The organism is Nonomuraea marmarensis (assembly GCF_043197025.1).
GTDB lineage: Bacteria > Actinomycetota > Actinomycetes > Streptosporangiales > Streptosporangiaceae > Nonomuraea > Nonomuraea marmarensis.
Genome location: NZ_JBICRM010000006.1, coordinates 19,739 through 38,657, shown reverse-complemented (window position 1 = coordinate 38,657; position 18,919 = coordinate 19,739). Strand labels below are relative to the sequence as shown.

The window sequence follows — 18,919 nt, the reverse complement described above, 5'->3', positions numbered from 1 at the left end:
GCACTGGAGGCCGGCCAGGGAAGGCAATACCCTCGTGTCACCTGGTGATGGCAACGCGGAGGGACATCGAGATGGACGGCAGGCATCCCGCACTCGCCCGGCTCGACGCGCTGATCGGCCGATGGACGGTGCAACCGAAGGTGGACGGGCTCGGCAGCGCGTGGACCGAGTTCGGCTGGCAGGACGACGGCCTGTTCCTGCGCCAGTTCTCCGACACCGAACCGCCGCCGCCCACCGCTCCCCAGGCGTGGCGGGACAACGCGCCGTTCCCGACCACCGCGGTGATCGGGCTCGACGACGCCACGGAGGAATTCACCATGCTGTACGCCGACGCGCGCGGCGTCCATCGCGTGTACCAGATGACGCTCGCCGACGGGGTGTGGCGGATCTGGCGGCACGCGCCCGGGTTCAACCAGCGCTTCCACGGGACGTTCAGCCCCGACGGCGACACGGTGAACGCGAGGTGGGAGATGTCGAAGGACGGCGAGACCTGGCACCTCGACTTCGAGCTCACCTACACCCGCGGAACCTGACGGTCAGCTCGGATCGCCGATGGGGCGGCGGGCGTACACCTCGATCTCGATCTTCATGCGGGGATCGGAGAGGCCGCACATGAGCATGGTGGCGGCCGGCCGTACCTCGCCGAAGCACGCGCGCAGCACGGGCCAGCAGGGCTCGACGTCCGCGCGGTCGGGCAGGAGGCAGCGCACGCGTACGACGTCGGCGAACGTGCACCCGGCCGCGTCCAGGGCGGCCCCGATGTTGCGCAGGCACTGCTCGGCCTGCTCCACCACGTCGTCGGAGATGGTCATGTTGGTGTAGTCGAAACCGGTCGTACCCGACACGTGCACCCAGTCGCCGTCCACCACGGCCCGTGCGTATCCGATCTGCCCATGCCCACCTGGGAGACCGCGCTACCGACCCAGAGCAGCTGGAACTGCCGGTTCTTGCGCAACGGCGCGATTTCAAGCACGCGACATCCCCTCGGGTCCCTGGAGTCGCGAGTGACGCTACCGCCAGGCCGTCAGCGGCGGCGCAGGCGCTTGTCCCCGATCGCCGGTACCGCGGCGTTGTAGTTGTCCGCCGGGTTGATCTCGCTGCCCGGCGGCACGATCTCGTCGATCCGGTCGAGCACGTCCGCACTCAACTCCACGTCCGCGCCCGCCAGGAGATCATCCAGCTGCTGCGGCGTCCGGGGCCCGATCAGAACGGACGTGACGGCCGGATGCGCCAGGACGAACGCCGTGGCCAGGTGCGTCAGCGGCATCCCGGCATCGGCGGCGAGCTTGGTGAGCAGGCGTACGGCCTCCATCCTGACCTGGTTCGCCGGAATCGACAGGTCGAACGCCTGCGGGGCGGTGGCGACGCGATGGCCCACGGTCGGGTCCGCGCGCCCGGACAACCAGCCGCTGCTCAGCGGCCCGTACGTCAGGACGCCCATGCCGTGGCGCTGCGCCGTGGGCAGCACGCCGCCTTCGATGATCCTGGTGAGGATCGAGTACCGCGGCTGCTCGGTACGGAAGCGGGCGTGCCCGCCCCGGTCCGCGGCCCACTGCGCCTCGACGATCAATTCGGCCGGGAACGTCGAGCTGCCGATCGCGCGTACCTTGCCCGACCGGACCAGGTCGGAGAGCGCCGCGAGCGTCTCATCGAGGTCGGTGTCCCAGTCCGGCCGGTGCATTTGGTAGAGATCGATGTAGTCGGTGCCGAGCCGCCGCAGGCTGTCCTCCACGGCGCGCTTGATCCAGCGCGGCGAACCCCCGCGATGGTTGTCGTCCGGCCCCATCGGCAGGGCGAACTTGGTCGCCAGCACCACGTCATCACGCCGGCCCTTGAGCGCCTTGCCGACGATCTCCTCCGACTCGCCCCGGGAATAGACGTCGGCCGTGTCGACGAAGTTGACGCCTGCGTCCAGTGCCCGGTGGATCATGCGTACCGACTCGTCGTGGTCGGTGTTGCCCATGGCGCCCAGCATCATCGTGCCGAGGGCGTACTCGCTGACCGAGATGCCCGTTCCACCGAGAATCCTGCGTTTCATCGCCGTCTGTCTCCTAGTCTTCAGTGGCTTCGCCTTCAGCCAACCACCCGCCGCGGGCTGTTCAGGGCCACTAGGGAGACCTGCCTCAACCAGGGGTCTGTCAGACCCCCTCTCAGCCGCCTTCGCACCACGACCGCTGACCTAGCCTGGGCACATGAACGACCACGGGTCCGGCAACGGGGAGTTGCGGGAGTTCCTGCGTTCGCGCCGAGCTCGGGTGACCCCCGACCAGGCCGGACTCGCACCGCAACGGGGCACCCGCCGGGTGCCGGGGCTGCGCCGCGAGGAGGTCGCCCAGCTCGCCGGGGTGAGCGTCGACTACTACATCCGCCTGGAGCGCGGCCGCAACCTCAACGTCTCCGCGGCCGTACTGGACGCCCTGGCCCGCGCCCTGCGCCTGACCGACGCGGAGCGCGACCACCTCTTCGACCTCGCCCGGCGCGGCCGGCCACGGCTGCGCTCGCTGCCGCCGCAGCGGGTGCGGCCGGGCCTGCTGCGGGTGCTGGAGTCGATGACGGACATCCCGGCCCTGGTCGTCGGCCGCCGCCTGGACGTGCTGGCCGCCAACCGCATGGGCCGCGCGCTGATCACCGACTTCGACACACTGCCGGAGCGCGAGCGCAACATGGCCCGCTACATGTTCCTGACGCCGGCCGCCCGCCGCCTGTACATCGACTGGGAAACGGGCGCGCGGGACACCGTCGCCGCGCTGCGCCTGTACGCCGGCCGCAACCCCGACGACCGCCGGCTCGCCGAGCTGATCGGCGAGCTGTCGCTCCGCGACGAGGACTTCCGCCGCTGGTGGGCCGAGCACGACGTGCTGCGGCACAGCCACGGCGTCAAGCGGCTGCATCACCCGGTGGCGGGCGACCTGACGTTGAACTACGAGGCCCTGGCCGTCTCCGACGACCCAGAGCAGTCCCTCGGCCTGTACACCACGGAGCCGGACTCGCCCTCGGAGCAAGCCCTGCGCCTCCTGTCCAGCTGATGCGGTCCTCACTCAGCGAAAATCGTCCGCATAATCGGTGGCCCACTGACGGAACGTGCGCGCCGGCGTTCCCGTGATCTCCTCCACCGTGGAGGTGATCAATCCCGAGTGCGGCCGCGTCTCGGCGCTTGCCAGCAGGGCTTCCACCAGGGCAGGCGGCCTGCCGTCCGCGAGCATCTGCTCGCGTGCGACCTGCACCGGCACCCTCTCGAACCGCAGCGGCCGGCCGATGGCCTGCCCGATCGCGTCCACCTGCTGCCCTCTACTCACCACCTCCGGACCGGTCAGTACGTACGTCGCCCCCACATGCCCGTCACCGATCAGCACACGCACCGCCACGGCCGCGATATCATGCGGATCGATCACCGCGGTGGCGGCGATGTCGGGCCCCCGAACGACGCCCGTGCCGCGGATCTGCGCGGCCCATCCACGAGCGTTGGAGGCGATGGTGTTCGACCGCAGGAAGGTCCACCGCAGGCCGGACTTTTCGATCAGGCTCTCCATGTCGGCATGAAGCTGGTTGATCGGGTCGCTCTGCCGCTCGGCACCGTCATCCACTCCCGACGATGAGAGGTAGACGACGCGGCGAGCATGCCTCTTGATCACGTCCAGAACGTCGAAGGCACCTTCGGTGGCGAGAAAGGGCCAGATCAGGAACACCGTCTCGACGCCCGCCAGCGCCCGCTCCAGGCTGCCCGGCCTGGCCAGATCTCCTTCCACGACCTGTGGGAGCCGAAGCTGCTGAGCATCTCTCACAAGCGCCCGCACTGGGCCGCCAACGGACACAAGCTGATCAACAACCTGCCGACCGACATTGCCGGTAGCACCGGTCACAAGAATTCTGCTCACGACCGATCAGCCCGGATATTGGCGGCAATATTCCGATCTGACCGCGGGGTCGCGCTGCCTCTCAGGCGCCGACCCGAACTCAGGCGTGTCCCTCCCTGCCTTCACGGCCTGCGTGTAGCCTCACTGCGATGAGGTCGCCCGCACGGTAAAGGACGGGACCCGGGGTGCGGACAGGGCCGTCTGCCTCATCACTCAGATTGACGGTGCAATGATCTCAGAAGAGACACGGGTATCGCTTCCCGCGCCGCTCGTCCATGCCACCACCGGCCTGGACGACCAGACCGTCCGCACAAGTGATCGTCATCGTGTCCGTCGGGCTGGCATGCTTCCTGACCGCCATCGTCGTGGTGATCGCCGAACGTTGGCCTCGATGAGCAAGTAGCGTAGTCACCCAGAAGATCAAAAAGGCCACTTCCGATGCCAGGAAGTGGCCTTTGAGCTTGTGGGGTGTTCACGAATAGGGCTGACCTGGAACGACAGGGCGCGACGAAAGATCGCTTCCCGGCCAGAGTGTGATCGTTTCCCAGAAATGCAGTTCGGGCCGTGCTCGCCTGTGCCGTTCTAGGCTGTACCGGTGATCAACGTGGTGGAGTGGACCAGGTTGGAGCCGTGGCGGGTCGCCCGTGCGCGCACCGACCGCGGCGAGTTCGTGATCGTCAAGTGGGCGGGCCCTCATGTTGACGCCTGGCACACCGAGGCGTGGCGGTTACGTACAGAGGTAGGCGCGCTGCGGTTTCTGGCAGAGGATCTCAGAGTCGATCTAGCGCCACGCGTGCTGGCGGAGGATTTTCTCGCGGGGCGCATCATTCTCGAGGATCTAGCGCCGCGGGTTGCGCTGGACGGATTGTTACGCGGGGATGGTGTTTTCGCGCATGCCGTACGCCTGGAGGCTTTCGCTCGTGCCCGTGGCGAGCTTGGCGCGTTCACTGCCGGACAGGCGGAGCTGTACTACCGGCGGCGAGAGCGCCTGGGGCAGGTCGATCCGGAGGCCGACCGGCTTGGGCGCGTCGCCCGGCTGCGCCGAGAAGGGCTGTCGCAGGCCGAGGTGCTGGGAGTGCCGATCACCGGGGCGGTGGAGCGCGAGTTCGCCCTCGCGCTGGCGGAGCTAGCCGATCCGGGGCCGTTCCTGACGCTGAGCAACGGCGATCCGGAGACCAACAATGTCCTGGTCTGTGCGGACGGGCCGCCCGATGCGCGTCTGATCGACTTCGAGTTCGCCGGCTTCACCCATGCCCTGCACGATGCCGTCTGCCTGCATGTTCCCGGTCCGGCCTGGATGCGGGTGAGTACGACGGCGCGGGCTTCCGGTTCTGCGCCTCTGCCGCAGGTTGGCGAGGTCTACCGGCGTGCTCTGGCAGTCGGGGTGCCGCAGGCCGAGGACGAGCGGCTCTATGGGATGGCCTTGGCGGCGGCGTGTGTGGCGTTCGCGTTGGCCCGCCTCTGGCGTCTGCAGGTGTTGGATAGGCGTACAGCAGGTGACGACAGCCGTGCCCAGCTCGTCTCGATCTTGGAGGCTGCCGCTTCTACCGCCCGGGAACATCATGCTCTGCCGCAGCTGACGGGCCTGTGTCAGCGCCTGGCCGAGGCGCTACGCCGCCGCTGGCCCGATGCGGACGTGGACACCGCCGCTCTGGCGCCCTATACGCCGCGCCTTCGGTGATGGGGTGGGACGGACCACGAGTAGGGCATGGCCGTTTTCTGATGAGAGCACGTTCATGTGTGACGATCTTGACCGCGTGTAGTGACTGCCAGCGTTTCGCCGCTTACAGTGTGGAGTTGTTGGGTTGCATGGCGTGAATACGGCAGGCGGGTACGACTGTTTCTCCTAGGGGAGGCGATGGTGACGTCACTGTTGGAGCGCGTGGCCCAAGCTGAGGCGGCAGCCCTGCAGCAGGCCGAATGAACACGGGCACGACTGGCCGTGGTCGAGGAACGACTGCAGCGCCTGTCCATCACGCACGAGACCCTGACGGAACTCACCAACGACCACTGCGGCGACATCGATACCGATGAAGACGATGACGTGGTCGTCGAACGGGAGCCGTCCAACCCGGCTCGCATAGATCCCGAGGACCTGAGTGATCCGAAGAACCGGCTCGCCCACGGCCGCGTCGCCCAGACCATCTTGGTCGCGCTGCTCGTCACCGTCGCCAACGACCACTTCCTCGACCAGTGGCGCCACACCCACCAGCCCCCAGACGAGCCCGACACATCCGCCGACATCCCCGAGATCCCAGCAGAGCACATCGACCGCACACCGCTCACCGGCCGGAGCAGGCCACCACCCGCCCCATAACCCGCACTTCAGATCACCTTGTCGCAACACCCAGCCCAGAGCCGGCATCGCCATGCCCAGCGACGCGAACTCCGACCTCCACCAGCGCCCTGACACCACCCGGGCCTTCCCGGACACCTGCTCCGCGGCTCCCAAACCAGGACGAACCCAATTCGGAAACTCCTGAAACGACAAGATCCCGCCCGATCGCGATGATCAGACGGGATCCCGTCAACTTCAGTCCAGCCGTTTCAAGAACGGCCTTTGGGTGGGGAGTTCACGAGTGCAGTTGAGCTTGGAGAATGCGAGGCCTTGAAGATCGCTTCCCGGCGGGGAAGTGATCGTTTCCCGCAGGGCTGTGGCCGGAGATTGGAGGGAGGCCGGACTACCGCTAGCAGCCCGGTGAGCGTCGGCGTTCCTCACTCTGCCGGGAGTGCCCATCGCAGCGGCTCATCCGGCAGCCCCGTGCGGTCGGTACCGTTGGTGGTGCCGAGGGCCTGAACGCCCGGCCCGGTCGAGCCCCCGTACGTGGTGATCTTGTATTCGACCGCCGTGAGGGAAAGAGTCAGCTCACGAATCCGGCGGCGGATGGTGTCGCGATGTTCGACCAGCACATCGAGCCGCTCCGGCACCGTGTGCCCTCCGGCATCGACGAGCGAAACGTAGTGCTGCAGGTCACGCATCGACATACCGGACAGCCGCATCCGGGTGAGGAACACCAGGCGCCGAACCGCTTCGGCGTCGTAGACGCGATGACCATTACCGTCGCGGGCCACCTCGACCAGCCCGGCCCGCTCGTAATAGCGCAGCGTGTGGGGCGAGATGTCGAGGAGGTCGGCAACCTCGGCGATCGTCATCGTCTCGGGCAGATCGGCCAGGTCGGCGAGGCGGTGGATCGCCTCGACCGACAGCGGACCGTCGTCCCCCAGCGCTTCGAGCGCCCTGGTCATCAGATCGTCGGTGGCCATGACCACGAGCCTAGATGGGCCGTACCGATGCAGAGACACCCTCGAAGTCGGCGCTGCGGGCGGTCTCGGCCCACTGCTCGACCTCGTCCAGGCCGCGCCGGTAGGCACGCGAGATACGCTCGACCGCCTCGCGCCCGAGCGGCAGCCGCAGCGGCACCGCGTCGCCGTGCGCGAGGGACACGATGATCTCGGCCGCCCGCGCCGGATCACCTTCCTGGCGGCCGTCGGTCCCGGCCATGTCCGCACGGACGTTGGCGAGCAAGTCACGGTAGGTCGCGGACGGCTCGACGAACTCGAGCACGTCGCCCCCGTTGAAGCCAGTCCTGAACCGGCTGGGCTCGACGAGCATCACCCGGATCCCGAACGGCGCGACCTCCCCGGCCAGGGCCTCGGACCAACCTTCGAGGGCGAACTTCGACGCGGAGTACGCCGACACGCCGGGGAACGACGTCCGCCCACCCTGGCTGCTCATCTGCACGATCGTCCCGGTGCCCCGCTCACGCATCGTGGGCAGCGCCGCCCGGACGAGCGCGGCGGGGCCGAACAGGTGCAGATCCATCAACTCGCGCAACTGCGCGTCGCTGACCTCCTCAACCGCTCCGACCACGGCCCGGCCCGCGTTGTTGACCAGCACATCGAGCTGACCGAAGCGGTCGAGGGTGTCGCGCACGAGGTCCGCGGCCGCGGCGATGTCCCGGGCATCGAACTTCGCGATCAGGCAGTTGTCCGGGTACCTGGCCTCCAGATCGGCCACACTCTCGGGCCGGCGCACCGCCGCCACCACGTGGTCGCCCGCCGCGAGCGCCGACTCCGCCAGTGCGCGTCCGAACCCGCGGGACGCGCCAGTGATGATCCAGGTCTGTGTCGTCATGATGGGGACGCTATGCCTTCGAGCGCGCTCGAACGCAAAACCCATGTGACCACCAAAACGGAAGATCGTGACCGGAACCGCAAAGGAACGTGGACCGCCACCTGCCCGGTCCGGCGCTTGAGTGCGAGTCTGCCGTTGTTCTTGCCCTGGGCCCCGTAATCCGCACTTCAGATCGCCTTGCCGCAACACCCAGCCCGGAGCCGGCGCCGCCATGCCCAGCGACGCGAACTCCGACCTCCACCAGCCGCCTGACATCACCCGGGCCCTCCCGGACACCCGATCCGTGACTCCCAAACCAGGACGAACCCGATTCGGAAACTCCCGAAACGACAAGATCCCGCCTGATCTCGATGATCAGACGGGATCCCGTCAACTTCAGTCCAGCCGTCTCAAGAACGGCCCCTTGTGGGGTGTTCACGAGTGGGGCTGGCCTGCGGTGTAGCAGGGGGGTGGGAGATCGCTTCCCGAGCCGGGAGTGATCGTTTCCCGTGCGAGGCCGGCCCGGCTGAGGGGCGCGAGGCGGCCCGCGGGTTGTGGTGGTGGTGATTCAGCACTGGAAGATCAGCACCATGCCGCTGTCGTCCTCGCCCTCGCTGACGCCGGCCGACAGGCACTCGGGTACTCCCTGTCACATCGGTTCGTTGTCTGGGCTCATAGGTACGAATGCAACACACGAGGAGGACACAATGCAGTTCGTAGAAGCCGCCGAGGCTGCCGACGAAGCGACGATGCGGTCGATGCTGACCGCCGATCCCGGCCTGCGCGATCGGCAGGCGGACTTGGTTGCGCGGATGGCCGAGGCACGCAACTGGTCAACGGTCCGGCTGCTGATCGATCTTGGCTTCGGCGTCAACGATGTCACCGCCGCCGGCGCTACCGCCTTGCACTATGCGGCGGCAGCTGGTGAGCTGCCGATCGCGCGCCTGCTGGTCGAGCACGGTGCCGACCACACCGCCCGCGAACCCGGGTTCAACGCGCAGCCGGCAGGCTGGGCGCAGTACTTCAAGAAGCGGGAAACCCAGAAATATCTCGAATCCCTGGCCTGATACCGCGCCGTCCGGTTACGCGGCATCCGGCCCTCAGCTCGTCGAAATAGGGCTCGCCGTGTTCGCTATGTCCGGTTGAGGAGGGCGGACGCGAGGCGGTGGACGCGGTCGGGGTCGCGGACAATGTCGATCCTGACGATCTTGTCGCCCGCGACGGTGAAGGCCATGACGGAGAACGGCCGCCCGTCGCGGGTGATCAACGTTCCGATCGCGCCGTTGACCAGGGCGGGGCGCAGTTGGCCACCACGTGGGGCGCGGGCCTGCTTGGCCACGGCCGGCGCGCCGCGCACGACGGTGGGCGGCCGGGTGGTGCCGAAGTCGGTGCGCAGGACGACGTCGGGGTCGAGGACCTGGACAAGGGCGTCGAAGTCGCCGTTCCACGCGGCCGCGTAGAAGGCACGGACGACCTGCCGCTGGCGCGCTAGATCCGGATCGTGTGATGGGATCTTGGCGTCGTGCACCCGGCGTCGTGCCCGGCTGGCCAGTTGCCGCGCGGCGGCCGGGGTGCGGCCCGCGATGCCGGCGATCTCCTCGAAGGGCAGTTTGAACAGGTCGTGCAGTACGAACGCCAACCGCTCAGCAGGAGTGAGCTGGTCGAGCACGACGAGCAGGGCCAAGCTCACCGAGTCGGCCAGCAACGCCTCCTGCTCGGGGTCGAGGTCCCCGTCCGGGATGACAACCAGGTCGGGCAGGTGCGCGGCGAAAGGATCCTCCCGGCGGCGTCGGCGGGAGCGCAACATATGCAGGCACTCCCTGGCGACGACGGCGGTCAACCATCCGTCCAGGTTGTCGATCCGCTCCGCGTCGGACCGGCTCAGCCGCAGCCAGGCATCCTGAACAGCGTCGTCGGCGTCAGCCAGCGAGCCGAGCATTCGATAGGCCACCGCCCGCAGCCGGGGTCGGTGCTGCTCGAAGCGCGCGGCCAGCCACTCGTTCTCGTCCATCTGTCACACCATCCCATCGCCAGAGCTCACAGAGGTGAACCCTCAGACACGGCGAATGTGACACGCGTGGCCTGAGCTTCCCCCGTTCTCCGGGCACCTGGCCTGAGGTAACCCTTGATCATCAGGAAACCCGGGCGAACCAGATTCGGGAAACCTCTGAAATGACAAAATCCCAGTAGGCCCTTGTGAGGCCGCCTGGCCGGTGGCCCGCGAAATGCTTTCGCGTCCAGGTTGGCCGTCTCTCTACGCTGACCTCATGACGTGGCGTTGCGTGCTCGATGAGTGGCCTGAACTGAGTGAGCGGTGGCAAGCGAACTGGCCAGATTGTCCGCCTGTCGGCCATGAGCTGAAGCGGTTCTACGCCTCACGCTGGGTTCGCTTCCACAGCCTTCCCGAATCCAAGCGGTATGCGGATACACCGGCCGAGTACGAGATCCTGCTGCACCGGCACAACACCGTGTTGTCTGAGTTGTTCGACGGCCAGGAGGTGTTCGTCGTCACCGTCGCCTACACGGGAGAGAGCGAGTTCGCCACGCCTCTGGAGTATCCGGAGCCGCTGTCGTTGAACCCTGGGGCACGCCTGTGGATGACAGTCACAGAGGATGACGAGGGGCGAGGAATTTCCCAGCTACTCCCACATGCTGGTGACACGCCAGAGCTGGCGGTGGGGAGCCCTTGACTCGCTGCTGAGAGCGGCGGCTGATGATGTCATGGCCGGCGTCTTGATCGCCGACTTGCGCATGAGTCGGATCTACCACCCTTACGACGGCGGAGCAGACTGCGCTCTCCAAGACTCTGCGGCGAAGGGATCGCCTCAAGGCGACGCATAGTGAGTGGTTGTCGAGCCATCCGGCGGGTCTGTCGCAGAGGGAGAGCTGTGCGCGGCTGTGAGGAGCCCGCTGCAGATGTGTCTCTTCACGCGAGCCGCAAAGCCATCTACAGTTACGGTTTGCAGGCACCATGTGACTCTTTGAAGTCGCAGATTTCCTGCTGGTTACGCACGGCGCCAGTATGTGGAGGTCGGGCATGACGTTGGGTGAAGCATCGCTGCTGGAGCGGCTGGCTGCGGACGAGGAGTCCGTCCGCGGGCAACTTGAGTCGTTGCGTGAGCAGGTGGCGGCCCTGGAAGAGCGACTGAGCGACCTGGCCACCGCCCGGAGGATAGTCGCGCCGATGCTGGTCGGGCATTCCCGGCCCGAGCAAGCGCCATCTGGCGGAACGCCTGACGCCCCAACGCACGCCTCGCCGGAGGAAGCCGTGCCGGCGCCGAAACCGGTCGCCGGGCTCGACAAGCAGGTCGTCGTGATCATGGCAAGTTCCGGGCGGACGATGCGTGCCAAGGAGGTGGCCCAAGCGCTGGGCGAGCCCGACGTGCGAGGGCGGGTGGAGACCACCCGAGCACGGCTCAAGCGGCTGACGGCTCTGGGCTGGCTGACCCAGCACGAGCCGGGCCTGTTCTCTATCGCCGCGGGCATCAATGGCCACGTGCTGGGGGGAGTCGCCAACGACGAGGCATAGAGCAAGAGACACATCACAGGGCAGGCGCTCAGCGACGACGGTCATGCGGGTGCCAGGCCAGACGAGCAGGGTGCCGCCGAGGGTTCAGCTCGGCGGCACCCGGGTTGCGTGAGCGCCCAGCAGGACTAACTGACGGTGGCTCCCGCGTTCCTGAGCGTAATCCAGATCGGGTGTCTTGGGGAGGCGTCGAGCCCGGATTTCGCCCTGCCCTGCCAGCGGCAGATTCGGGGCGGGGAGGATCGATGATGCCCTCACCAGGGCGAAAGCGAGTTCGTCGCGGGTCAACTTCCTCCGGACCTGTCGGGGGAGGTCGGCGGGACGGGCCACAAGCGGATGGCCAGACCGGCCTCCAACTGGGCGATGGTGGCCACATCGGGCCAGCAGCGGCCGGTGGTCAAGTCGTTGATCGTTTGTCGGTTCACCCCGGACACCTCAGCCAGGCGGCGGAAGCTCAGCCTCCGCTCGGCCATCACTCCTTGCAGGGTCGCGGCGATGGCCTGGACGACGGCGGCGGCCACATGGCCGGACAGGTCCGCGTGGGGCCAGTTCTCCGGGTCCTCGGCCAAATCCCGGGGAGAGCGGGAACGCCCGCGTCCTCCGACCATGACAAAGCGCTCCTTTCGGTGGATGTCGTCGCACTGCGTAACGGCAGGTTGTCTTGCCGCTATGGATGGGGTGTGACCCTCGATGCGGAGACCTCGGCCACGATCACCGGCTACCGGCCGCAGAAGCCCCAGCCGGAATGGGACCTTGTCGCCGGGCACGTGCGGATGCTGGTCGCCGCCAGCGCCGACCGATCTCCCTACCGGGTGCAACGGCTGCTCACCGCGACCACCAGACTGGCCGTGTGGTGTCACCGCTCCGGCCTGCCGGATGACCCTGAAGTGTGGCTGCGGCACGAGACGATCGACGCGTTCGTCCTGACCGGCTGCACCGATCTGGCCCCGACTTCGGCGCAGACCTACCGCAGCTGGCTGCGGCACATGCGCGCCACACTGGCCTGGCTGGAACGCGGCGAACAAGCGCCGCCGCCGATGAAAGCCCCCAAAACGGTCAGCCCGCCGTACTCGCCGGCCCAGCTCGGCCGCCTTCGCGGCTGGGCCGAACGCCTGCCCGGCCAAGCCCGCACCGACGCGCTGGCATTGATGGCACTCGCCTTCGGCTGCGGGCTGACCTCCGGCGAGCTGGCCGCCGTCCGGACCAGGCATCTGCGCCGCCTGGACTCCGGTGCCGTCGTGGTCACCGTCCCCGGCACCCAGCGGTTGATCGTCTGCCGCGCCTCCTGGGAGGACGTCCTGGTTCACGCCGCCGACCAGCCGGGCGACCGGTTCGTCTTCCGGCCCAGGCGCGCCGCCCGGCACGCCAAAAACCTGTTCAGCTCCTGGACCGCCCGCCACCGGCCGACCGGCGGCCTGCCCGCCCTGTCGGTGCGCCGGCTGCGCTCCTCGTGGATCGTCGAACTGCTGAGCGCCCGCATCGACCTGGCAGTGGTGGCCGCCGCGGCCGGGATGAGCACCTCCGCACTGGCCCGCTACCAACACTTCGTCCCCGCCCTGGACGAACAGACCGCGGTCGCGCTGCTGCGCGGCAGGCCCGACGAACCGGCCCGTTGAGTACGGCGAAGCCACGCGCCTGGCCGCCGCGCACCACCCGAGCCCGAGCCACCCGACCCTGCCCTCCCGCCAAGCAGACGGCACAGATCCCCGACGCCGTCGTCAGTCACTACGCCCGGCTGCTGGACGACTCCGGCGTCCTGCCGCTGATCGACGCCGAACTCGGCCCGAGGCCCGGCCCGCCCGGGCTGCCGATCGCCGCGGTGCTGACCTGCCTGCTGCTGTCCATCAACCACACCGGCAAGGCCACTCTCGTCGAGGCCTGGCGGATCGCCGCGTTCTGTCTGACCGCCGCCGCACGCCACCGGCTCGGCCTGCCCGACATCAACCCCGAAGATATCCACCAGGTGCTCGCCTCCTCCCGCCGCTTCTACCGGGCCTTCGACCGGCTGACCACCGTGCTGGATCCGGCCCGCCACGATCGGCGCGCCCGCCTGCCCCAGCATCAGGCCGACGCGCTGGCCGCCACGTGGGACGATGACGACCCAGCACACTCGCATAAGCGGGAACTGCTGCAGGACATCGTCACCGCGCTGGTGCTCACCCCGGTGCGCTGGGCCAAAGGCCGGGGCTACCTCCGCCACTTCCGCGGCGACGTCGGCATCGACACCACCGCCACCCCGGTGTTCGCCCGCCCACCCCGAACCCGCCGCTCCACCGGCGAACTGATCGCCTCCACCGAGATCACCGCAGGCTGGCACCACTCCGCAGGCAACGACCCACCCGAGTACGGCTACAGCGCCACCCTCACCGTCGCCGCCCGCACCCGCTCCGTGCTCGGCTCCTTCCCACAGCTGGCGCTCGGCCTGGTCCTCGACACCCCGCACAAACGCATCGGCGCCGACGCCATCACCACTCTGCGCCCACTGGCCGGGCTCGGCCTGCCCACCGCCTTCGCCGTCGTCGACCGCGCCTACACCGACCAACAACCCGGCCACTTCGCCCAACCCGCACGCGAACTCGGCTACAAGCTCGCCCTCGATTACAAAGTGGATCAGCGGGGAGTGCAGGGCAGCGCACACGGCGCGCTGCTCATCGACGGCTCCCTGGCCTGCCCGCTGATGCCCGACCGGCTCGCCCAAGCCACCACCGGCCTGGACGACGCCGCCATCCGCACCCCATCGGAAGAACTCACCGCGCTCATCAGCGCGCGAGCGCCGTACTTGCTGCGCCTCAAACAGAGCGCGAACGCAGGCGGCGCCGTCCGCTTCCAGTGCCCGGCAGCAGGCACCTCCCCGTCGCTGACCTGCCCCCGCTTCGACCGCCTCCACCAGCGCGGACCCAACCGGCCCGCCGCGGTCGACCTCACCAACACCCGGCAACGAGGCGCTCACCCGGCGGCCAAACCCCGCGTCCTTCCCCCACAGCCCGACCTGAAGGCCGGCGAACTGCCGAGGATCTGCCACCAGCACACCATCACCGTCCGCAAGGACGACCTCGGCCACCTCGACAAGTTCCGCCAGGACGTGGCCTACCTCAGTCCTGCCTGGATCGGGACCTACAAGTCCGTCCGGGCCAACACCGTTATCTAGAGCCGCCCGAAGGGCGTCCTCCATGTCGTTCACTCTTCTGATCGAGCCTGCGGGCTGCGTCGTGGACGTGGTTATCTCCTCCCTTGTCCATCACGTTCGGCAAGTGGAGGAGTGCGAATGGTGCAGGTGCGGCGAGTGAGCATGGCCGCCTCGCCAGAGGATTCGTGGACAGTGCTCGGGGACGACGACGTCCCGGTGGAACCCATCGAGCGTTATCTGGCCTTTCTCAGCGACACCGACAAGTCTCCCAACACCGTCAAGGCCTACGCCCACGACCTCAAGGACTACTGGGACTTCCTCAGCCAGCAGGAACTGGACTGGCGTGAAGTCCGACTGGAGGACATCGGCGAGTTCATCAGTTGGCTTCGCCTGCCGCCCAGCGGCCGCGAGGGTCAGGTCGCGGTGTTGCCGGCCGTCGAGCCATACGTGTCGGCGACCACCATCAACCGCAAGCTCGCCGCGGTCTCGGCCTTCTACCAGCACCACGCCCGCCATGGCGAGGACGTCGGCGAGTTGCTGACCACTTGGCGCGTCGGCGACCGCGGCAACTGGAAGCCGTTCCTGCACCACATCAGCAAGAACCGGCCGCACGCGGGCCGCGCCATCACCTTGAAGACGGCCAAGAAGCTGCCCCGCGTCCTGACCACCGAGGAGGTGCAGGCGATCCTGAACGCCTGCACGCGGTTGCGGGACCGCTTCCTGTTCGCTGTCCTCTACGACAGTGCCGTTCGCATCGGGGAAGCCCTGGGCCTGCGGCACGAGGACATCGCTGCCGCCAAGCAGGAGATCACGATCGTTCCCCGGCACAACGCCAACCAGGCGCGGACCAAGTCGCAGCGGCAGCGGCACATCCCGGTCAGCGCCTCGTTGATCCGCCTCTACGGCGACTACATGCACACCGAGTACGGCGACCTCGACTCCGACTACGTCTTCGTCAACCTCTGGGCCGAACCGCGCGGCCACGCCATGACCTACTCAGCGATCTACGACCTGGTCAAACGCATCCGACGACACACCGGGCTGGACTTCGACCCGCACTGGTGCCGGCACACCGCCGCGACACGAATGCTCCGCGACGGAGTGCCGCTGGAGAGCGTCTCCATGCTGCTGGGACACAGCTCGATCGCCACAACTTCGGCCGTCTATGGCCACCTCACCGCCGCCGATGCCCGCAAAGTGCTCGAGGCCGCGGGCTGGTTCACCGGGAACGAGGTGGCCTGGTGAGCAACCTGGCGGCCAACCTCGGACGAGCCACGCGACCTGCACCGATCCTTCCGGGGCTCAAGGAGAAACTCCTGGCCGTGATCCGGCCCGAGTTTCGCGGCGATGAGGTGGCCTTCGCGGTCGACGACCCGGTGTTCGGCGCGACGCCATGCGCAGTGACCGGCTGCTCGCGCGGCATCCATGCCCGGGGGCTGTGTAATGCCCACCACCAGCGCTGGCAGTACTTGGGACGCCCGGACCTGGCCGAGTTCATAGCCGCTGCACGCCTGGTCAGGCAGCTCGCGCCGACGCCGAAATGCGCCGTCGGCGCCTGCAACTTCGCCGCCGGCGCGCACGACCTTTGCCACTCTCACCTCAGCGCCTGGCAGCGGCTGGGCCGTCCCGCCCTTCCCGACGGCCTGGCCCTGCTCAAGCCGATCGCGTTCAAACGGCCGCCCGCAGAATGCCTGGTTGAGGATTGTCCTCGCTGGGCTCAGTCCCGAAGCGTCCTCTGCCGCCGCCATCACGAGCAGTGGCGCAGGCACAACTGTCCCCCGGTCGAGGAGTTCGCCCGCACGGCCGAAGCGCTGCGACGCCGTCCCACCGGCGAGCGCATCATCGTCGGCGGCCTGCCACCGCATCTGCGCCGCGAGATGCAGTACGCGCTGCAATGCCGCCGTGACGAAGCCTCTGGGAAGACCACACCCACCACCGTCTCACGTGCCGTCCGCCTCCTGATCGCTACCGGCGTGGGCTCCCTGCTGGAATGGACAGAAGCACAGTGGCGGGCGCTGGCCCCCAACCGCACGACCTCTCGACGGGACGCTGTCCAGCTGATCATCTACGGGCGTCGGCATCTCGAAACCCTGCTGGAGGGCACCGGCTGGGAGACCGAGTACCCTCGCGACATCTGGCGGCTGCGCAACCTCGGGCCGAGCGTCACCAACGCGGTTCTCCGCTTCGACCGTATTCCTCAGCCCTGGTTGCGCGAGCTGGCCAAACGCTGGCTGCGGTGGCGGCTATCGACCGGGTCCAGCAAGCCCACCTGTCATCTCAGCGTCCGCAGCGTCACCCACTTCGCGGCTTTCCTCGCTGAACGCGCCCCCGACGTCGACCAGCTCGCCGGCATCGATCGGGCCGTGCTGGAGCGCTACCTTGCGCACCTGCGCCTGATGACGGCCAGCAGCCAGTATCAGGCCAGCTTCATCTGCGCGCTGAACACCTTCTTCACCGCGATTCGTCAGCACGGCTGGGACGCCACACTGCCGACCGGCACCATGTTCTTCACCAGCGACTATCCCAAACGTCCCGGTCTGCTGCCCCGCGCTCTCGCCGAGCATGTCATGGCTCAGGTCGAAGACTCCGCGAACCTGCAGCGCTGGGACGACCCGGCCCATCAGCTGAGCACCCTCATCCTGATGCGCTGCGGGCTACGCGTCTCCGACGCCCTCAAGATCGGCTTCGACTGCATCGTTCGCGACGCCGAAGGAGCGCCCTACCTGCGCTACTTCAACCACAAGATGAAGCGCGAGGCGCTGGTGCCCATCGACGAAGAGCTCGAGGAGCTCATCGGCCGACAGCAGCACCGAGTACGCACACGATGGCCGCACGCCGACTCGGTGCTGTTCCCGCGGCAGATGAACAACGCCGACGGCACCCGCCCTACCAGCAGCAGCACCTACCGAGCCGCGCTCAATCGCTGGCTGACGTGCTGCGACGTCCGAGACGAACGAGGCCGCCCGTTCCACCTCACGCCGCATCAATGGCGTCACACACTGGCGACCCGGCTGATCAACCGGGACGTCCCGCAGGAAGTCGTCCGCCGCATCCTCGATCACGACTCACCCCAGATGACCGCCCACTACGCCCGCCTGCACGACACCACGATCCGAGAACACTGGGAAAAGGCCCGCAAGGTCGGCATCACCGGCAAGACCGTGACCTTGGACCCCGACGGCCCGCTCGCCGAAGCCGCCTGGGCCAAGCAACGGCTGTCACGCGCGACACAGGCCCTGCCCAACGGCTACTGCGGGCTTCCGGTCCAACAATCCTGCCCGCATGCCAACGCCTGCTTGACCTGCCCAATGTTCCTGACGACCGCCGAGTTCCTGCCCCAGCACCGTCGCCAGCGAACCGAACTGCTCCAGATCGTCTCAGCCGCCGAAGCCCGCGGCCAGCAGCGGCTGGCGGAGATGAACCGGACCGTGGTGACCAACCTCGACGCGATCATCACCTCCCTCACCGAAGACGTTCAGGAGGAGGCTCACTGCGATGCCGACTGACAACTCCGTGCACCTCATCGAGGCCGCTCGCCGTCGGCGGGAGCTCACCCGGTCCAAGGCCGTCCAGGCCCTGCGCGAGCTCCAGCGCGACGGCACATCAGTGACCTTCGAGGTCGTCGCTCACGCGGCCGGCGTCTCTCGCTCGTGGCTCTACAACCAGCCCGATCTCCGAGCCGAGATCCAGCGCCTGCGCGAGCTGACCCGCTCCTCGGGACAGCCGACTATTCCACCGGGCCAGCGCGCCACGGACGCCTCGCTGCGGCAGCGACTCGACGAGACCACTGCCCGGCTGCAGGAACTCCGACAGGAAAACGAACGCCTCCGGCGACAGCTCGCCGCCGCGCTCGGCGAGCAACGGGCTGAACGCCTTGCTCCTCGACGTCGCGGTTCGACAACGATCGGCCCGTGCTGACCGACGGCCAAATTTCCGGCGCTGTCTCGTTGAAGACATCGTCCATGACGAGACAGCGCAGGTCACCGGCCCATCTAAACGATCAACTAGAGATAAACACCGAAGGCATCAACGGCAGGATCAAGGGACACGACCTCGACCTCGGCGATCCCAAGAACCGACTCGCCCACGGACGCGTCGCCCAGACGATCCTGGTCGCGCTGCTCGTCGCGGTCGCCAACGACCACTTCCTCGATCAATGGCGCCACATCCACGAGCCCCAAGACGAGCCCGTCACACTCGCCGACACTCCGCAGACTCCAGCCGGGACCTTCGACAGCACACCACCCGCAGGCCAGAGCAGGCCACCACCCGCCCCATAAGCCGCAAAACCCGCCACC

The 18,919-nt window shown here is 68.0% G+C and carries 21 protein-coding genes; 14 read left to right on the top strand and 7 right to left on the bottom strand.

Going from position 1 to position 18,919, the window contains the following annotated elements; translation table 11 throughout:
• The first annotated feature begins 47 nt into the window (after positions 1-47).
• A complete protein-coding gene (locus ACFLIM_RS11380) occupies positions 48-533 on the top strand; it encodes a hypothetical protein (protein WP_393164469.1) in 486 nt (161 codons plus the stop codon).
• Positions 534-536: 3 nt separating this feature from the next.
• Here the strand turns inward: ACFLIM_RS11380 and ACFLIM_RS11375 are convergent, their stop codons facing one another.
• Both ACFLIM_RS11375 and ACFLIM_RS11370 read right to left on the bottom strand, forming a co-directional pair.
• Complete coding sequence (locus ACFLIM_RS11375) at positions 537-887, bottom strand: RidA family protein (protein ID WP_393164825.1); 351 nt, start codon at positions 885-887, stop codon at positions 537-539.
• A gap of 137 nt (positions 888-1,024) precedes the next feature.
• Entirely contained in the window at positions 1,025-2,038 is a 1,014-nt protein-coding gene (locus ACFLIM_RS11370; RefSeq protein ID WP_393164468.1) for an aldo/keto reductase, read from the bottom strand.
• A 154-nt stretch (positions 2,039-2,192) separates the two neighbouring features.
• Between ACFLIM_RS11370 and ACFLIM_RS11365 the strand changes: the two genes are divergently transcribed.
• Positions 2,193-3,026 carry a helix-turn-helix transcriptional regulator gene (locus ACFLIM_RS11365; RefSeq protein ID WP_393164467.1) on the top strand — a complete coding sequence of 278 codons (834 nt, stop codon included), beginning with the start codon at positions 2,193-2,195 and terminating at the stop codon, positions 3,024-3,026.
• Between the two features lie 12 nt (positions 3,027-3,038).
• On the opposite strand, the gene ACFLIM_RS11360 is transcribed toward ACFLIM_RS11365, so the two are convergent.
• A complete protein-coding gene (locus tag ACFLIM_RS11360) occupies positions 3,039-3,860 on the bottom strand; it encodes an NAD(P)H-binding protein (RefSeq protein WP_393164823.1) in 822 nt (273 codons plus the stop codon).
• Between the two features lie 589 nt (positions 3,861-4,449).
• On the opposite strand from ACFLIM_RS11360, the gene ACFLIM_RS11355 reads away from it, so the two are divergent.
• The gene (locus ACFLIM_RS11355; protein WP_393164466.1) at positions 4,450-5,535 is read left to right on the top strand and encodes a hypothetical protein; all 1,086 of its coding nucleotides are present in this window, start codon (positions 4,450-4,452) and stop codon (positions 5,533-5,535) included.
• 261 nt (positions 5,536-5,796) lie between these two features.
• On the top strand, positions 5,797-6,171 hold the full coding sequence (locus ACFLIM_RS11350) for a hypothetical protein (RefSeq protein WP_393164465.1): 375 nt from the start codon (positions 5,797-5,799) through the stop codon (positions 6,169-6,171).
• 398 nt (positions 6,172-6,569) lie between these two features.
• On the opposite strand, the gene ACFLIM_RS11345 is transcribed toward ACFLIM_RS11350, so the two are convergent.
• Together ACFLIM_RS11345 and ACFLIM_RS11340 are read right to left on the bottom strand one after the other, a co-directional pair.
• Complete coding sequence (locus ACFLIM_RS11345; protein WP_393164464.1) at positions 6,570-7,118, bottom strand: MerR family transcriptional regulator; 549 nt, start codon at positions 7,116-7,118, stop codon at positions 6,570-6,572.
• A gap of 10 nt (positions 7,119-7,128) precedes the next feature.
• The gene (locus ACFLIM_RS11340) at positions 7,129-7,989 is read right to left on the bottom strand and encodes an SDR family NAD(P)-dependent oxidoreductase (RefSeq protein ID WP_393164463.1); all 861 of its coding nucleotides are present in this window, start codon (positions 7,987-7,989) and stop codon (positions 7,129-7,131) included.
• 686 nt (positions 7,990-8,675) lie between these two features.
• Between ACFLIM_RS11340 and ACFLIM_RS11335 the strand changes: the two genes are divergently transcribed.
• Entirely contained in the window at positions 8,676-9,035 is a 360-nt protein-coding gene (locus ACFLIM_RS11335; protein ID WP_393164462.1) for an ankyrin repeat domain-containing protein, read from the top strand.
• Between the two features lie 65 nt (positions 9,036-9,100).
• Here the strand turns inward: ACFLIM_RS11335 and ACFLIM_RS11330 are convergent, their stop codons facing one another.
• Complete coding sequence (locus ACFLIM_RS11330; RefSeq protein ID WP_393164461.1) at positions 9,101-9,979, bottom strand: sigma-70 family RNA polymerase sigma factor; 879 nt, start codon at positions 9,977-9,979, stop codon at positions 9,101-9,103.
• A gap of 256 nt (positions 9,980-10,235) precedes the next feature.
• On the opposite strand from ACFLIM_RS11330, the gene ACFLIM_RS11325 reads away from it, so the two are divergent.
• The 3 genes from ACFLIM_RS11325 to ACFLIM_RS11320 all read left to right on the top strand — a co-directional run bounded on the left by ACFLIM_RS11325 (position 10,236) and on the right by ACFLIM_RS11320 (position 11,497).
• On the top strand, positions 10,236-10,658 hold the full coding sequence (locus tag ACFLIM_RS11325) for a DUF3885 domain-containing protein (protein WP_393164460.1): 423 nt from the start codon (positions 10,236-10,238) through the stop codon (positions 10,656-10,658).
• Positions 10,582-10,809, top strand: coding sequence for a DUF3885 domain-containing protein (locus ACFLIM_RS50350; protein ID WP_449291469.1), 228 nt, complete (start codon positions 10,582-10,584; stop codon positions 10,807-10,809). Before ACFLIM_RS11325 ends, ACFLIM_RS50350 begins: the two co-directional genes overlap by 77 nt.
• A gap of 196 nt (positions 10,810-11,005) precedes the next feature.
• On the top strand, positions 11,006-11,497 hold the full coding sequence (locus tag ACFLIM_RS11320; protein WP_393164459.1) for a hypothetical protein: 492 nt from the start codon (positions 11,006-11,008) through the stop codon (positions 11,495-11,497).
• Between the two features lie 281 nt (positions 11,498-11,778).
• Here the strand turns inward: ACFLIM_RS11320 and ACFLIM_RS11315 are convergent, their stop codons facing one another.
• Positions 11,779-12,102, bottom strand: coding sequence for a hypothetical protein (locus ACFLIM_RS11315; protein WP_393164458.1), 324 nt, complete (start codon positions 12,100-12,102; stop codon positions 11,779-11,781).
• Positions 12,103-12,174: 72 nt separating this feature from the next.
• Here ACFLIM_RS11315 and ACFLIM_RS11310 point away from each other — a divergent pair, with 72 nt between their 5' ends.
• The 6 genes from ACFLIM_RS11310 to ACFLIM_RS11285 all read left to right on the top strand — a co-directional run bounded on the left by ACFLIM_RS11310 (position 12,175) and on the right by ACFLIM_RS11285 (position 18,901).
• Positions 12,175-13,110 (top strand): hypothetical protein, encoded by a 936-nt coding sequence (locus ACFLIM_RS11310; protein WP_393164457.1) that lies wholly within the window; start codon positions 12,175-12,177, stop codon positions 13,108-13,110.
• Positions 13,107-14,642 carry a hypothetical protein gene (locus ACFLIM_RS11305; RefSeq protein WP_393164456.1) on the top strand — a complete coding sequence of 512 codons (1,536 nt, stop codon included), beginning with the start codon at positions 13,107-13,109 and terminating at the stop codon, positions 14,640-14,642. The genes ACFLIM_RS11310 and ACFLIM_RS11305 overlap by 4 nt, the downstream gene beginning before the upstream one ends.
• A gap of 117 nt (positions 14,643-14,759) precedes the next feature.
• Positions 14,760-15,866: a tyrosine-type recombinase/integrase gene (locus ACFLIM_RS11300; RefSeq protein ID WP_393164455.1), complete on the top strand. Its 1,107-nt coding sequence runs from the start codon at positions 14,760-14,762 to the stop codon at positions 15,864-15,866.
• Positions 15,863-18,127 (top strand): tyrosine-type recombinase/integrase, encoded by a 2,265-nt coding sequence (locus tag ACFLIM_RS11295; RefSeq protein ID WP_393164454.1) that lies wholly within the window; start codon positions 15,863-15,865, stop codon positions 18,125-18,127. The genes ACFLIM_RS11300 and ACFLIM_RS11295 overlap by 4 nt, the downstream gene beginning before the upstream one ends.
• Positions 18,117-18,539, top strand: coding sequence for a DUF6262 family protein (locus ACFLIM_RS11290; protein WP_393164453.1), 423 nt, complete (start codon positions 18,117-18,119; stop codon positions 18,537-18,539). The genes ACFLIM_RS11295 and ACFLIM_RS11290 overlap by 11 nt, the downstream gene beginning before the upstream one ends.
• A complete protein-coding gene (locus ACFLIM_RS11285) occupies positions 18,533-18,901 on the top strand; it encodes a hypothetical protein (protein WP_393164452.1) in 369 nt (122 codons plus the stop codon). The genes ACFLIM_RS11290 and ACFLIM_RS11285 overlap by 7 nt, the downstream gene beginning before the upstream one ends.
• The last annotated feature ends 18 nt before the right edge of the window (positions 18,902-18,919 follow it).